This is a genomic window from Dyadobacter sp. HNCC25DJ184 (genome assembly GCF_056895215.1).
This window is the reverse complement of record NZ_JBXHAQ010000005.1, coordinates 158696-173676: the sequence shown is the minus strand read 5'-3', so window position 1 is coordinate 173676 and position 14981 is coordinate 158696. Positions and strand designations below refer to the sequence as shown.

The 14981-nt window shown below is 43.1% G+C and carries 13 protein-coding genes; 4 read left to right on the top strand and 9 right to left on the bottom strand.

The features are described 5' to 3' along the window. Window positions 1–325 precede the first annotated feature (325 nt). On the top strand, window positions 326–1801 hold the full coding sequence (locus AC1XUD_RS09590) for a xylulokinase (protein WP_483360763.1): 1476 nt from the start codon (window positions 326–328) through the stop codon (window positions 1799–1801). Window positions 1802–1874: 73 nt separating this feature from the next. Here AC1XUD_RS09590 and AC1XUD_RS09585 read toward each other — a convergent pair whose 3' ends face one another. The 4 genes from AC1XUD_RS09585 to rsmH all read right to left on the bottom strand — a co-directional run bounded on the left by AC1XUD_RS09585 (window position 1875) and on the right by rsmH (window position 6936). Continuing rightward, entirely contained in the window at window positions 1875–3344 is a 1470-nt protein-coding gene (locus tag AC1XUD_RS09585) for a UDP-N-acetylmuramoyl-L-alanyl-D-glutamate--2,6-diaminopimelate ligase (RefSeq protein WP_483360762.1), read from the bottom strand. 12 nt (window positions 3345–3356) lie between these two features. Beyond that, a complete protein-coding gene (locus tag AC1XUD_RS09580) occupies window positions 3357–5501 on the bottom strand; it encodes a penicillin-binding transpeptidase domain-containing protein (RefSeq protein WP_483360761.1) in 2145 nt (714 codons plus the stop codon). Window positions 5502–5511: 10 nt separating this feature from the next. Continuing rightward, the gene (locus AC1XUD_RS09575; RefSeq protein ID WP_483360760.1) at window positions 5512–5922 is read right to left on the bottom strand and encodes an FtsL-like putative cell division protein; all 411 of its coding nucleotides are present in this window, start codon (window positions 5920–5922) and stop codon (window positions 5512–5514) included. 99 nt (window positions 5923–6021) lie between these two features. After that, window positions 6022–6936 (bottom strand): 16S rRNA (cytosine(1402)-N(4))-methyltransferase RsmH, encoded by a 915-nt coding sequence (gene rsmH / locus AC1XUD_RS09570; protein ID WP_483360759.1) that lies wholly within the window; start codon window positions 6934–6936, stop codon window positions 6022–6024. A gap of 139 nt (window positions 6937–7075) precedes the next feature. Here rsmH and AC1XUD_RS09565 point away from each other — a divergent pair, with 139 nt between their 5' ends. Together AC1XUD_RS09565 and mraY are read left to right on the top strand one after the other, a co-directional pair. Continuing rightward, window positions 7076–8332 (top strand): peroxiredoxin family protein, encoded by a 1257-nt coding sequence (locus tag AC1XUD_RS09565; RefSeq protein WP_483360758.1) that lies wholly within the window; start codon window positions 7076–7078, stop codon window positions 8330–8332. A gap of 196 nt (window positions 8333–8528) precedes the next feature. Next, window positions 8529–9743: a phospho-N-acetylmuramoyl-pentapeptide-transferase gene (gene mraY, locus AC1XUD_RS09560; protein WP_483360757.1), complete on the top strand. Its 1215-nt coding sequence runs from the start codon at window positions 8529–8531 to the stop codon at window positions 9741–9743. A 55-nt stretch (window positions 9744–9798) separates the two neighbouring features. Here mraY and AC1XUD_RS09555 read toward each other — a convergent pair whose 3' ends face one another. The 5 genes from AC1XUD_RS09555 to AC1XUD_RS09535 form a co-directional block, all read right to left on the bottom strand. Further along, window positions 9799–10368: a DUF4136 domain-containing protein gene (locus AC1XUD_RS09555; RefSeq protein WP_483360756.1), complete on the bottom strand. Its 570-nt coding sequence runs from the start codon at window positions 10366–10368 to the stop codon at window positions 9799–9801. An 82-nt stretch (window positions 10369–10450) separates the two neighbouring features. Next, entirely contained in the window at window positions 10451–11485 is a 1035-nt protein-coding gene (gene aroB / locus AC1XUD_RS09550) for a 3-dehydroquinate synthase (RefSeq protein ID WP_483360755.1), read from the bottom strand. Between the two features lie 164 nt (window positions 11486–11649). Then, a complete protein-coding gene (locus AC1XUD_RS09545) occupies window positions 11650–12873 on the bottom strand; it encodes a DUF3570 domain-containing protein (RefSeq protein WP_483360754.1) in 1224 nt (407 codons plus the stop codon). Between the two features lie 5 nt (window positions 12874–12878). Beyond that, entirely contained in the window at window positions 12879–13088 is a 210-nt protein-coding gene (locus tag AC1XUD_RS09540) for a DUF4266 domain-containing protein (RefSeq protein ID WP_483360753.1), read from the bottom strand. 109 nt (window positions 13089–13197) lie between these two features. Then, window positions 13198–13626, bottom strand: coding sequence for a thioredoxin family protein (locus AC1XUD_RS09535; protein WP_483360752.1), 429 nt, complete (start codon window positions 13624–13626; stop codon window positions 13198–13200). 155 nt (window positions 13627–13781) lie between these two features. On the opposite strand from AC1XUD_RS09535, the gene AC1XUD_RS09530 reads away from it, so the two are divergent. After that, window positions 13782–14837 carry a VOC family protein gene (locus tag AC1XUD_RS09530; RefSeq protein ID WP_483360751.1) on the top strand — a complete coding sequence of 352 codons (1056 nt, stop codon included), beginning with the start codon at window positions 13782–13784 and terminating at the stop codon, window positions 14835–14837. The last annotated feature ends 144 nt before the right edge of the window (window positions 14838–14981 follow it).

Below are 14981 nucleotides of genomic sequence, written 5' to 3'. Positions count from 1 at the left end.
ACCCAATTGCTAGTAACACAAATTAGACTCCAAATTGATTCCAAAATATACATTACCTGACAAAAGATTTTTCAAATTTACACAAGTTCAAAGGAATGTAATGACCGTTCATACAACTTGGTATTATTAAGTGTAATTATAACACTTAAAAGTAAGCAAAGAACAGATATTTTGTTCAAATTTGTATCCTGTTGGACAGTGTCCTTCCAAAAATAATGAGGTATTCTTCTCTGGTTCTAACGTCAATCATATTGCTCTGATATTTTGATAGCCAGTTGATTATAGCTCCAAAGACTAAAAATTAATCGCTAACAACTCATTAAATATGTATTTCCTCGGCTTTGATTTAGGCAGTTCATCAGTAAAAGCGTGTTTACTTCATGCAGAAACCGGCCAGTCGGTAGCTTCTGCATTCTTTCCGGAAAAGGAAATGGCGATCGCTTCGCCCAAATCCGGATTTGCTGAGCAGCAACCTGAGCTTTGGTGGGAGAACGCCTGCAAAGCTGCCAAAACAGTAATGACCAATTCGGGTATACCGGCCGAAGAAGTAGGCGCCATTGGGATATCTTACCAAATGCACGGACTGGTGGTCGTGGATAAGGACATGAATGTGCTCCGGCCTTCCATTATCTGGTGTGACAGCCGTGCTGTTGAAATTGGCAATAAGGCCATGGAAACGCTTGGTCAAGAATATGTGCTTCCACATTTATTAAATTCTCCGGGCAATTTTACAGCATCTAAGCTGGCCTGGGTGAAGCAAAATGAACCTGAGGTGTATGCCAAAGTTCACAAGTTTATGTTGCCGGGGGACTATCTGGCTGCGCGGATGACAGACGAAATTGTTACCACGCCGTCCGGTTTGTCCGAAGGTATATTCTGGGATTTCGTGAACGGAAAACCTGCGAAGTTCTTGCTTGATCATTTCGGATTTTCAGAAGAACTTTTACCAGAGGTATTGCCTACTTTCTCGGTGCAAGGCAATCTGACTTCGTCCGCTGCTGCTGAATTAGGTTTAAAACCAGGAACACCTATCACCTACCGCGCTGGTGACCAGCCAAATAATGCTTTTTCACTGAATGTGTTGGAGCCGGGAGAAGTGGCAGCTACCGCAGGGACATCCGGTGTTGTATATGGTGTTAGTGATCAGATTAAGTTTGATCCGAAATCGCGCGTGAATACATTCCTGCATGTGAATCCTATTGCATCATCAGATCGATATGGAGTGCTTTTATGTGTAAACGGAACAGGGAGTTTGAACGGTTGGCTTAGAAATTCACTGCTGCAAGGCGATATATCATATCCTGCAATGAATGAGCTGGCGGGTCAAGCACCGGTTGGTTCGGATGGCTTGCTTTGTTTTCCTTTCGGAAACGGAGCCGAGCGTATGTTGGAAAACCAGGATCCGGGAGCGACATTTAAAGGTTTGCAGTTCAGTCGCCACAATACCAGTCACTTCTTGCGTGCTGCTCAAGAAGGAATTGTTTTTGCGCTATATTATGGAATGGAAATCATGGAAACTGTGGGTGTTGGTCTTAAAAATATCCGCGCCGGGGAAGCGAATATGTTCCTGAGCCCCATTTTCCGGCAAACTTTTGCCAACGTTTCAGGGGCAACAGTAGAACTTTACAATACGGACGGGGCTCAGGGAGCTGCTCGTGCTGCCGGTTTCGGACTGGGATATTACAAATCCCGTGAAGAAGCTTTTGTTGGATTAACTGCCTTGAAAACCATCGAGCCGGATGCTGATTCGGAAGCTACAAAAGAGGCATATACTCGCTGGAAATCAGCTTTGACAGAATAATTGATATCTCTGTCACATAAAATAGGGGCTCCGATTCAAGAAGAACAGGAGCCCCTATTTTATGTGACAGCCTTTAAAGACCCGCAAAGATCTCCATCAATATCTCTTTGTCGTCAAAATGGTGCTTAACGCCTTTTATTTCCTGATAATTTTCGTGGCCTTTTCCCGCGATCAGAATTATATCCTCGGGATTAGCCTCAGCACACGCTTTTAGTATGGCTTCCTTCCGGTCTGGAATTGTAATTGTTTTTTTGTAATCCAACGGTGGTACTCCTTTTTGCATTTGCTCTAGAATATCCATCGGATCTTCATAACGGGGATTATCGGAAGTCAGAATGACGCGATTGCTATACTGACAAGCTATTGCTGCCATTTTAGGCCGTTTTTCGGCGTCTCTGTTTCCGCCACAACCGACAACCGTAATTACTTTTTCATTACCATGCCGGAGGTGCGTAATCGTTTCCAATACGTTTTCCAGCGCATCGGGTGTATGTGCATAATCCACAATTCCCACGATATTGTTTGGGGAGTGGAACTGTTCAAATCTACCCGGAGGGCTTTTAAGGTTAGAGAGCTCAGTCAAAACAGCTTCAGGATCCTCACCCATCAACACCGCAGCACCATATACAGACAATAAGTTGTAGGCATTAAAACGCCCGATTACTCTAAACCAGACTTCTTTATTGTTGATATCCATATGCATCCCCGCCAGGGTGTCAGATATCACCTTCCCATTAAAACTCGCCAGAGTTTGAAGTGAATAAGTTTCGATCTTGGCCTTGGTATTTTGTACCATAACCGCACCTCGACGATCGTCTATATTCACAAGCGCGAATGCCGATTTTGGAAGTTGATCGAAAAAGCCCTTTTTTGCCTTGATATAGTTGTCAAATGTCTTGTGAAAATCAAGATGATCGTGGGTAATATTCGTGAATATTCCCCCGGAAAATTTCAACCCGGTAATCCGATGCTGGGCTACGGAATGAGAACTTACTTCCATAAAAGCATTAGAACAACCTTTTGCCACCATTTGGGCAAGCAAAGCATTGAGCGCAATGGCATCGGGAGTAGTATGAGTTGACGGAATCACCTCATCCTCTATCTGATTCTGGACAGTGGAAACCAGCCCCGAACGATATCCCAACGCACGAAAAAGCTGGAATAAAAATGTAGCTACCGAAGTCTTCCCATTGGTTCCCGTTATTCCGATCAGGGTAAGTTTTTTAGAAGGATGGCCATGAAAAGCAGCCGCGATATGACCCATAGCTTCCGCTGAGTCAGGCGCTACGATGTAAGAAATACTTTCTTTTATATCCGAAGGAAGTTCCTCGCAAAGGATGGCCGAAGCACCGAGTTCAATTGCAATTGGAATATATTGATGACCATCAGTTTGAGTACCCCGAACGGCTACGAACAAGCTTCCTGGCATTACTTTTCTTGAATCGAGAATAATACTTTTGATCTCAGTTTCGGAAGGTCCGGTGATCGTAAGATCTGAAATTCCGCTGAGCAGCTGGCTTAAAGCCTGGGGCTGATTTGTCATTTGAATTGCGAATTACTGTAATGTTAAGAATATGCTTTTGATTCCGGACTTATTGGTGCCCGGCGGAAGTGATTGCTCCACCACTTTTCCGGAACCCTTAAAAGTGACTCTGAAACCTTTGTTTTCCAGAATAAAAAGAGCGTCCCGCATTGTGAATCCTAACAAATCCGGAACGTCGCGATTGCCTACGCTTTTTGATTTCCAGGTTGCCTTACTATTCGGCCTCAGGGACCCGGCGACATATTCATTTCCCTCCGGGACTTCTGCAAGGTTGAGCTCTTCACCGATCACTTTCAGGTCACTGGTGCGTCCGGCAAACCGTATACCCTCCGTTTCTTTCCGAACCGAATCTTTCACTGGTTTCTGAATCGCAATATCATATGCATATATCCTGTCAGCCATCTCCTTAAACACTGGGGCAGCGACGCTTCCTGCATATCGGGTATAATCTGCTCCCGTACTTTTCGGATTATCCACGATCACAATACAGCTATACTTAGGTTTGTCGGCCGGAAAATATCCTGCGAATGACGTGTAGTTTTTCCCTTCGGCATATTGCCCGTTAATCAGCTTCCGGGCGGTTCCGGTTTTCCCGGCAATGGCATATAGCTCCGATTTAATATTCTTGGCGAGTCCCTTATTAACCACACCTTCCAACATTTTCTTCAGCTTCCGAACCGTTTCCGGCGAGCAAATCGGCTTCTCTTCCACATATGGCGGGATTTTATCAACCACCTGATCCCCGTTTCTGATCTCTTTCACGATCATCGGCCGAACCCAATAGCCGTCATTGGCAACGGCATTATAAAACGCCAGCGTCTGCAAAGGAGTCATTTGTGATTCATATCCGTGCGCCATATAGTACATCGAATAGTTGCTCCACAATTTCGAAGTGCGATCACGCATTAAAGGATATTTCTCGCCTTTCATATGAATTCCGGTCGGGTCCGTCACGTGAAATTTCCGGAGATATGAAAGATACTTATCAGGTTTGTTGGCAAAATATCGTTGCATCAGCATAACGATCCCGATGTTTGAAGACTTTTCCAAAACTTCTGACGCCGTTATCGTTCCAAACCCGCCGCGGTGCGCATCACGAATGATATTACTTCTAAATCTATATGCGCCAGACCCTGTATTGACCGTCACCTGATCGGGATTCATCTTGGTCTCCTCCAGCAACGCCATCATCGTAACGAGCTTGAAAGTGGAGCCCGGGTCATTGCTTCCGGCAAGCGCGTAATTGAATATCTCCTCGTATTTGCCGTCAGGGCGTTTGGTCAAATTGGCCATCACACGAATTTCTCCAGTTGCAATTTCCATTACGACAACAGAGCCGAAATCCGCATCCATTTCCGTCAATTTCCGACGGAGCGCGATTTCAGCCATATCCTGAAAATCCATATCAAGTGTGGTATAGATATCCAATCCAGGCTCTGGCTGTACATTCAGGGCATTTCCCACGGGAATTTTAAGTCCGCCCTCCACCATTTCTATCCAGCCAATACCCGACTTGCCTTCCAACTGCTTTTCAAAACTTGCCTCGATACCGATATATCCTCGTCCCGTTTTAGGATCTGTGCCACCGATCGTCCGGTCGGCCATTGGACTGAAGGGCTTGTACCGCTTATATATCGTTTCAAATTTCCCACCTCCGCCTTTTTTCTCTTTAGTAAAAAACGGCCATTCCTTAATCTGCTCTCTTTCCAAATGGCTGACAACCTTGCCTTTCAGGCGGAGATATCGTTTATTTTTACTGTTGCGATACCGCATGATCTTGTTGCGATATCCTTCCACCGTATTTTCTCCAAAATGTTTGGCGAGCAGATTGGCGAGCAATTCGACATTGCTGAAAAAATAGGCAGAGTCGGCAACCTTGGTATCCAATCCTACAAAATAGTAGGGCAAAGAAGTCGCCAGCAGCTTGTTATCATTTGCATAAATATTCCCCCTCATTGCCGGAATGGTATCCAGTTTCAGGTCATTTTTGACTGAATATTCTTCCCAGGTTTTCCCTTTAAAAGTGTCATAATATTGCACACGGATCAATTTGGCAAAAATCGCAATGGCCAAAACGAAGAGCAGGGCACCAAAATGCCAGGCTCTGTTGATCAGTGCTTTTTTATTATTTAATCCACTATCTGTATCTCCTTTCATCGAAGAATCGCTAATCGTCCTTTTTGATAATTATTTTTTTGGGAGGAGTCAAATTTTCTTCCAGTCCGCTCACTTTCGCTTTTTCTATTACCACCGACTGAAGCCCGCTCTTCATATAGTCTGCATGGATCGAAGTATATTCAGCACGAAGGTCACCGACCTCTTTTTTCAATTTGATACTATTCCGCACATACTGTTCCGACTGAAAACCAATCCATTCATATATCACAAGCAGCGTAACGACCCAACCCACATAGTAAAAGTATTTGACAGGAACCCGCTCTTCCTTCCCAGGCTCCTTTTCCCCAAAAATTTTGTCCAAAGGAAAAAAGCGGTTCAACCAGTTGAAAAGGCTGTACTTTCGCTTCGGCTTTGGGGGTTTGGGAACCTTTGGTTTTGGTCTACGTCGATTCTCGGCCATACTCAAATATCATTTAATCCGTTAAGAAATACGTAATGCTGACTGGGTGCTTTGCTCTCATGTAACGATCACATTCCGGGCATCATATATTGACCAGTTTCATTTTTCTGCAATTCTCAATTTCGCACTTCTGGCACGCGGGTTACGTTCGATTTCCTCTTTGGTAGCTTCAACCGGCTTTCGGGTAACCCCCTTGAGCGGCTTGATCTCGTTTCCATAAAAGTCTTTTTCTACCTCGCCGCCAAATTTTCCTTTTTGGATAAAGTTCTTCACCAGCCTGTCTTCCAGCGAGTGATATGACATCACCACCAATCGTCCACCCGGATTCAAAACTTCCGGAACCTGCATCAGGAATTCCTCTAGAACTTTAAGTTCATCGTTCACCTCAATCCTAAGTGCCTGAAAAACCTGGGCAAAATATTTGTTTTCACGGTGACGCGGGGCAAATTTCAGCAGGATCTGCTTCAGGTCATTTACAGTTTCGATACTGCTGTTATGTCGTGCTGAAAAAATTGCTTCCGCCAAAGTTTTGGCATTCTGCACCTCGCCATACATTCCGAAAATCTTCTGAAGGTTGGCTGCCGAAAAATTGTTGACTATTTCCTTGGCCGTTTTTTCAATCCCCTGATTCATTCGCATATCGAGGTCTGCGTCAAAACGAGTCGAAAAACCACGTTCCGGCGTATTGATCTGGTGGGAAGAAACTCCTAAGTCAGCCAATATGCCGTCAACCTTTTCGAATTTATATAATTTCAGATATCTTTTGATATGCCGGAAATTTGCAGCGACAAAAACAAGTTTACCATCATGGTTGAGTGCTTCGGCATTTTTCGCAGCGTCTGCGTCCTGATCAAACGCGATCAATTTCCCAGTATCCAGCTTGTCTAAAATCGCCCTGGAATGGCCTCCGCCACCAAACGTCACATCTACATAAATACCATCGGGCCGGATGTTAAGTCCTTCCAGACACTCAGTTAACATGACCGGCTCATGGTAGCTTGACTTCAAATCCATACGCTAAAAGCAATAAAATGCGGAACTATTCTTTGCCATAAGGCAGTTACAAACTTAATGATTTTCAATGGTAGGATTTTGGCTGTATATCCTATTTAATTTTCTCATTCCTATTACAGAAGGTTTAAACCAGTATTTTATGAGATTCTTACTTTGCCTGATGCTTTTAGCATTTTCCCAAAACATTTCGTCTGCAAAATCTCAACCGCCTGCCGCCGTTCAAAATGGAATATGGCGCGCAACAATCCACCGCGACGGGCAAGCACTTCCTATTATTCTTGAGATCAAAAGCAATCCAGACAGCAAAACATATTCGGCTTTTGTGCTTAATGGTGAAGAAAAACTGAAGATGGATACGGTCTATTTTGAGAAAGACTCCCTCCATATCCCAATGCGGATGTTTGACGCCGAGATCGTTGCGAAGTTGAATTCAGCAAATAAACTGAGCGGAACATATTACCGTTTTAAAGATAACAAGGCTGTTGGGGGTATTCCGTTTAATGCCGAGTTTGGCAAGAATTACAAGTTTTTTCCAAAAGGCGTTGCCAAAACGACAAAAAGTGTGGACGGGAAATTCGATGTGGAGTTTAAAAACGAAAGCACCGGAGCTACGTCGCTGGCCGTCGGAAATTTTGTTCAGAATGGAAGCGATGTAAAAGGGTCTTTCCTTACACCAACGGGCGACTATCGATTCCTTACAGGAAGCCTGAACGGCGATAGCCTGTACTTATCTACTTTCGACGGTTCCAATGCGATGTTATTCAAAGCGGCCATACAGCCAGATGGATCATTGAAAGGATCATTGTGGAGCGGACTTGCCGCATATAAAACCTGGAATGCGAAAAGAAATCCGGATGCTAAATTGCCCGACGCCACTAAACTAACTTTCTTAAAGCCGGGATATGATGCCGTAAATTTCAAATTTACTGATACTGATGGTAAAGTCGTTTCTCTTGACGATGCGCGGTATAAAGACAAAGTTGTGATCCTCCAGATTATGGGATCGTGGTGTCCGAACTGTATGGATGAAACCAATTTTCTTCAGCCCTGGTACAAGAAAAACAAACAAAGGGGAGTCGAAATTATCGGTTTGTCTTTTGAAAAATCGGCTGACCCCGCCATATCCAATCCTAAAATTAAGAAAATGATTGCAAGGCTGGGCATTGAATATCCGGTCGTTTTGGCTGGAACTAACACCGACACCGGAACGGCAGAAGCATTGCCGATGCTTAACAAAGTGATGTCATATCCGACAACTATTTTTATCGACAGAAAAGGAAAAGTTCGTGAGATTCACACAGGCTTCTCCGGCCCCGGTACTGGCAAATTTTACGACGAGTTTATCAAAGAATTCACCGCTTTGACGGATGGGCTGATTGACGAGAAAGGGATATAGGTTTTAGAAATCAATGTGTTTGAGAGAACTGAAAAGCTGCTTTTCTTCGGGAGGCAGCTTTTATGATATTGCAGTTTAAATTTTTCGTCCATTTTCTTGATTATTCAAGAGATTTTAAAAACAAAATAACCTCCTGCCTTTTGTTCGGTGCTTGAAAAAAGGCATTTTTGCACTCGTCATCCCAATAACTTAGTGCATGCTATATTATCTCTTCGAATTTCTCGACAAACAGTTTAACTTCCCTGGTGCCGGGGTATTTCAGTATATCTCTTTTCGTGCACTGGGTGCCACCGTACTCTCTCTTTTTATCGCGGCGACTTACGGAAAATCCATCATTAATTTACTTCGAAAAAAACAAATGGGCGAGTCCATCCGTGACCTCGGACTGGCCGGCCAACTTGAAAAAGCCGGCACTCCGACAATGGGAGGCTTTATCATTCTGGCTTCATTACTCATCCCTGTGTTATTGTTCGCCAAACTCAGCAACGTTTATATCGTTTTGTTGATCACTACGGCAGTATGGACGGGATTAATCGGTTTTATCGATGATTATCTCAAGAAATTTAAGAATAACAAAGACGGCCTCGCCGGCCGGTTTAAAATTGTCGGCCAAGTGGGATTGGGTCTGATTGTGGGTATTACCCTGTCTGTCAACGACCACGTTCGGATTCGTATTTATGACAAACCTGTGATCAGCTCCAATTTGGGAGAGGTTCAGAAATATACCGATATCATTCATCCTACCGTAACCACGATTCCTTTTTTCAAGAATAGCGAGTTTGACTATAAAACGCTGTTATTTGGCTGGTTACCAGAGGAATATACCTGGGTCATTTATACTATTGTTGCCATTTTCTTCGTCACGGCGATATCCAACGGAGCTAATATTACCGACGGAATCGACGGACTTGCGGCAGGAGTTTCGGGTATTATCGCACTTACTTTGGGGGTTCTCGCCTATTTATCCGGTAATACCAAATTCTCCCAATATCTGAATATCATGTATATCCCGAACTCGGGAGAGCTGGTTATATTCTGCGCGGCCTTTATCGGGGCCTGTGTCGGGTTCTTATGGTATAATGCCTATCCCGCCCAGGTTTTTATGGGCGACACAGGAAGTTTGATGCTTGGTGGCGTAATTGCCGTAACTGCATTGGCGATCAGAAAAGAATGGCTTATTCCGGTAATGTGCGGTATTTTCATTGTAGAAAATATGTCCGTCATAATACAGGTCAGCTACTTTAAGTATACCAAAAGAAAATATGGAGAAGGGCGACGCGTATTCTTGATGTCCCCGCTTCATCACCACTACCAGAAGAAGGGAATTCATGAAGCTAAAATTGTAACAAGATTCTGGATTGTAGGTATTATCCTCGCGATTATGACCTTGGTTACGCTCAAACTTCGATAAATAAAAAGGGTAGCCAGCAAATTGATTCGCTGACTACCCCTTTTATTATATTTTTTTACCTACCCACCTGCTCGGTATACCTTCTCGGGTCATACCCTTTTGCAAAGAGCGGATATTGATCAAATATTCTGCGAACGACACTTCGATAGTGGTTATTCGACCCCTCGCTTCCTTTGAAAATTCCAGAGGCATATCCCCTCCAAACCACCTGATCGCTTTCTGCATCAATTAATGACACGATCAGAGTTCCCTTATCCAGCGCGTATTTGATTGGTTCGTAACGGAATGAATCGTTTTCAGTGTCCACCCAGTTTTTTATCACCGGCTGCATATATCCTTGATACCTGAGGTTATCATAGAATATACCATAATTGACCAAAAGTGTGGGTTTTTCGGCAGTAAGTTTATACCCCCTTACTTGCATTTGACGCCTTATAGCCTCATAAATCTCGGTACAAAGATTGTTCGTGTCTCTTTCACATTCCAGGAAGGTATAGGAAGAATAATCTTTAAAGTTGGTTTCATAACTGTAATCATGTTCCACAAAGACCTTCCGGCCCCCTGAACATCCTGACACAATCAGCACAACAAACAAGGTAGCAATTGGTAAAATCAATCTACGCATAGCATTCAAATTATGGGGTGAGATAATAGATTTAAATCGTTCTGAAACTTTCAAAATCACTCTTAGCCCACTACATATTTGACTATGCTATATAGTAGGCTATTGCTTTTCGCATTTCCGCTGCATTTACTACAATATCAAATGAACACTCTCCGGCACCCTTAATGAGCGAAAACCGTACTTCACTGCCTTTATTCTTTTTATCCTGACGAGTAAGATTAATGATCGCATCCACTTCATCATGACCTATTTTTACCTTGCCATATGTTGCAAAAATAAATTCCTCAATCTCCCCAAGCAACTCTTCTGAAATCAATTTTCTGCGGAACGAGAGGTAACTCTCCATAATCATGCCAACCGCAATCGCCTCTCCATGTAACAGTCTCTGTCCCTTAGGCTTAGACAAAAAATGTGTCTCCACAGCATGACCAAGCGTATGCCCGAAATTCAATATTTTTCTAAGTCCTTTTTCTGTCGGATCCTGTTCTACTACCCAACTTTTTATTTTCACAGAATGCGCGATCAAATCAGCCCATTTCTGATTTTCAAAATCTACACTGCTTATCGCTTTCCACTTTTCTCCATCGGCGATCAAACAATGCTTGATAACCTCTGCAAAACCCGATCTCAATTCTCTTTCAGAAAGCGTTTTCAAAAATTCCGGATCAATCAAAACACTTTCGGGAAGCTTAAAAACACCTAAATGATTTTTAAATCCTTGAAAATCAATTCCCAGCTTACCTCCCACACTGGCATCTACCTGAGACAAAAGCGTCGTTGGCATCTGGATAAAATCAATTCCCCGCTTGTATACTGACGCGCAAAAACCACCCATATCCCCGATCACTCCCCCTCCGATATTGACTACCAATGCATGTCTGTCCAACTCCCACTTCGTCATTTCAGCCCAGATATGCTGGCAAGTTTCCAAGGTTTTATGCTCTTCTCCACTTTTGATTGTGATCACCCTGTGTTTAGGCAGGATATCTTTCAACAATGGATAACAATGCTTTTTGGTATTGGTATCTGCAATAACTATGATGTCTGAATAACTTGATGAAGTGAGATACGCTTTTAAACTTTCCGAAACCGGGGCAATAATTACAGATTGATTCATTCTTATCAATTGAAACTAAGCTCAGTACATATACGGTACCGATCTTAAAATGGATGCGTTTGTAAAAAAATTAAAATAAAATTTCGCAAATGGCAGTTTAAATATAATAATAATTAAGTGCCTCCCGACGATCCGGAAATCAAATTTATTTGTTCGTAAAGACTTTATTGCCTCTTCCCAAAGCCAGAACGATACTTTTCGCGGTGAAATCTCATCGAAAGTGTTACAATATGAGCGTCAAGTCCATTGGACCTGTAGTAGTAGCTATACCTGACGCTGACCTCTCCAAAAGCTGCGCCTCTAGCGTGAACTGGTATAAACCTTAAGTTCATTCCAACTTTGTAGCTGGTGAACTGTGAAAGGTCGTAATCAGAAGTATAAAAGATTTCGGAGACAGAATGCGTTTTATATTGATTAAAATACCTGGCAGCAGACTGCCCGTATATTCGGGCAAACGGTGTAATCGCAAAACCTGGCGTTATTTTGAAGGCGGCCTCAAGCGCTGCACTATTCCCCTGAACACCAAAACTATCCCAATAAAACCCGTAGTCAAACCGGAGAACGGTACGACTTCCCAAAAAATAATTTACTTTAAAACTAACCGGAAACTTATAACGCTCCCGCGGAAGATTTTCAACTCGCAACGGACCGTCTCTGAAATATACCCGATGAAAAGGTGTCGACAATAATCCTCTCTGGTAAGTGAATTCGGGATATATACCCGCAATCAGTCGTTTGTTAACCACCTGCGTCCAACCAAATTTAAAATTTAATGAAGTCCGCCGATAGATATCAAACCAGGCAGTATCCCGAAGTTCGATGGGATATACCAGTTCAACCGGTCGATGGTAATCTTCATTTAATCGCCCCCAACGCAAATCATCAAAATACGCCTGAACTCCGAAGTTAAAAGTGGACATTTTTGACGGCGTGATATATTGGCCCGCTAAAAAAACTGGAATGGAAAGATAATCTGACTCAATGGACATGCCTGATCCAACTCCGATCGTAATATCCTTTTTCTTCAGCTGCCGATCATAATTCAGATTAAAATAAGATCTCAAATCCTTTTTTGAAGCGGAAGACATCACATAGTCGATCTTATCCGTAGAGGCAGAAGTTATTGCATCAACCCCTCCGACAAAATTTATGGTATTATAATCCCTAAAATTATGTGAAACCTTGAGTGATGGAGCGAAGACTTTCAGATTTTCGGTGCCTTTGCCCCCTGTTACGGCGGAATTATTTCCGTCCTGCAAGTATTGAGAATATATCAGCTCAATATCAGTTTTCGAAACCAACTTTTTTTGATATAAACTATCCTGCGACTTAGCTTTTTGCATCAAGGCAAAACACAGAACAGCAGCAGTCAGTAGTTTTTTCTTCATGATCGTCAATTACATCCGCAACCACCACTCGACTTCGCAGCCGTTGCAGGCGTAGCGCCCTCCCGGATACTTTCGCTGTACTGCTCAAACTTTTTCCCGGAACTACCGCTCATCTGCATTTCTGAATCATTGATATACACCATTTGATATGGTTTCACCGGCCGACAGGAAACCAGTCCGAGGATCACGCCGACGATGAAAATTTTTCCAGGCATATTCAATTGATAAGTCTGCGGAGTATAAATACCTTGTCTGAAGCTACACGTAGCTTCCTAATTTTCAATGAGATATCGTTAGATATACTGACAAACATCAAGCTTTCCCCTAATCTTCCTGTATAAAATCACGGAGTTCTCCGACGAATTCAGTGGCGTTCAGATTGCTTGTAAACGGGATTACTTTACCCTCTTCTCCATTCGGCGATAGCAATACCAGCCTCGGAAATTCCCCCTGAGGGTTAAATTTTTCAGCCAAAGCCTCATTTCTTGCTATGGTTTCTTTTGAAAGTTTTGTGCGTTGCGGGAAATCGGCGGTGATAATTTCGATATGATCTTTGGCAAAGTCTTTGAAGACTTCGCTCGACAACACCTCTTCCTTAAACCTGATGCAGTTTTTGCACCAGTCGGAGCCCGAAAAGACGATCAGCTTTCTCTTCGGAACAACTTCTGTGTGTGTGATAATGGTCTCGGTGGTCTGACTCTGCGGATTCAATGAGATCAAATTCAGCATCAGCGTCAAAATAGATATGATCATAGTGTTACAAAATATACTAGACAACTCACATTTCTTCTCCAATATTGTTACAAACAATCAGGTTTACCGGCGTCCAATTTCTTTATTATTTTCGTAAAATTGCGCCTTGATTTTAATTTTTAACTACCAGTTAATAAACATTTAACCATTCATTGATGAGTAATCCACTGATATCGGGAATTCAGCAAATAGGTATTGGCGTTCAAAACGTGCCGGAAGCTTGGGCGTGGTATAGAAAAGTACTTGGTTTCGACGTGCCCGTTTTTGACGAAAAAGCGGATGCTCCGTTGATGACGCCATATACAGGAGGGAAAGTGCAGTCCCGGCAAGCGGCTTTGGTACTCAATATGGCTGGTGGCGGTGGACTGGAGATATGGTCGTTTACAAGCAGGGTTTCTCAGCCTCTCAATTTCAAAATGGAATTGGGCGACCTTGGTATCAATGCAATCCGATTCAAAGCGCCTGATGTGCGCAAAGCGCACGAATGGGTGAAATCAAATTCAAAGGAAGCCGTGGGACAAGTAACCAAACTTCCCGAGGGTGAAGGTTTTTGGGGATATGACCCCTACGGCAATATATTTCAGGTCACTTCTGACAATACCTGGTTCCAAAAAACCGGCCATGCGATCGGTGGCGTTGCGGGAGTGATTGTCGGCGTTTCAGATATGGATAAGGCCATTCCGTTTTATATGAATTTGCTGGGCCCAATGGATATTGTTTATGATAAAACCGGAGAGTTTCAGGATTTACCAACTTCCATTTCCGGCCAAAAATATAGGAGAGTATTGCTTCGGAAGAAATTCACACCATATGGTGCATTCTCTAAATTACTGGGTGACACTCAGATAGAGCTCCTTCAAGCACTGGATCGTACTCCGAAAAAACTTTTTGAAAACCGTTACTGGGGTGATTGTGGATATATACACTTATGTTTCGACACGATTGATATGCCAACATTGAAAGATAAGCTGCAATCGCAGGGATATCCTTTCACGGTTGACAGCGAATCTTCCTTCGGAATGGAATCTGCGGCTGGTCGTTTCGCTTACCTTGAAGATCCTGACGGAACGTTAATCGAGCTGGTAGAAACTCATAAAGTGCCGGTTCTGAAAAAAATAGGCTGGTTTTTAGATATTCAAAAACGCAAACATCAAAAACCGCTTCCAGACTGGATGTTGAAGGCGATGGGGTTGAATCGGGTGAAGGGATAAATAGTTGAAGGGTAAACGGTTTGGCCTGGTTGATATCAAAAAAGCCTGCGGAGAGATAGATCTTTCTGCAGGCTTTTGGTTTTAAAACATGATTTCTACAATTTTCTTTATTTCAAACAGACAGAGATCTCGCCAATTCAGTCT

Coding starts and splice junctions, on each gene's coding strand:
- AC1XUD_RS09590 (WP_483360763.1), top strand. CDS start 326: ATGTATTTCCTCGGCTTTGATTTAGGCAGTTCATCAGTAAAAGCGTGT.
- AC1XUD_RS09585 (WP_483360762.1), bottom strand. CDS start 3,344: ATGACAAATCAGCCCCAGGCTTTAAGCCAGCTGCTCAGCGGAATTTCA.
- AC1XUD_RS09580 (WP_483360761.1), bottom strand. CDS start 5,501: ATGAAAGGAGATACAGATAGTGGATTAAATAATAAAAAAGCACTGATC.
- AC1XUD_RS09575 (WP_483360760.1), bottom strand. CDS start 5,922: ATGGCCGAGAATCGACGTAGACCAAAACCAAAGGTTCCCAAACCCCCA.
- rsmH (WP_483360759.1), bottom strand. CDS start 6,936: ATGGATTTGAAGTCAAGCTACCATGAGCCGGTCATGTTAACTGAGTGT.
- AC1XUD_RS09565 (WP_483360758.1), top strand. CDS start 7,076: ATGAGATTCTTACTTTGCCTGATGCTTTTAGCATTTTCCCAAAACATT.
- mraY (WP_483360757.1), top strand. CDS start 8,529: ATGCTATATTATCTCTTCGAATTTCTCGACAAACAGTTTAACTTCCCT.
- AC1XUD_RS09555 (WP_483360756.1), bottom strand. CDS start 10,368: ATGCGTAGATTGATTTTACCAATTGCTACCTTGTTTGTTGTGCTGATT.
- aroB (WP_483360755.1), bottom strand. CDS start 11,485: ATGAATCAATCTGTAATTATTGCCCCGGTTTCGGAAAGTTTAAAAGCG.
- AC1XUD_RS09545 (WP_483360754.1), bottom strand. CDS start 12,873: ATGAAGAAAAAACTACTGACTGCTGCTGTTCTGTGTTTTGCCTTGATG.
- AC1XUD_RS09540 (WP_483360753.1), bottom strand. CDS start 13,088: ATGCCTGGAAAAATTTTCATCGTCGGCGTGATCCTCGGACTGGTTTCC.
- AC1XUD_RS09535 (WP_483360752.1), bottom strand. CDS start 13,626: ATGATCATATCTATTTTGACGCTGATGCTGAATTTGATCTCATTGAAT.
- AC1XUD_RS09530 (WP_483360751.1), top strand. CDS start 13,782: ATGAGTAATCCACTGATATCGGGAATTCAGCAAATAGGTATTGGCGTT.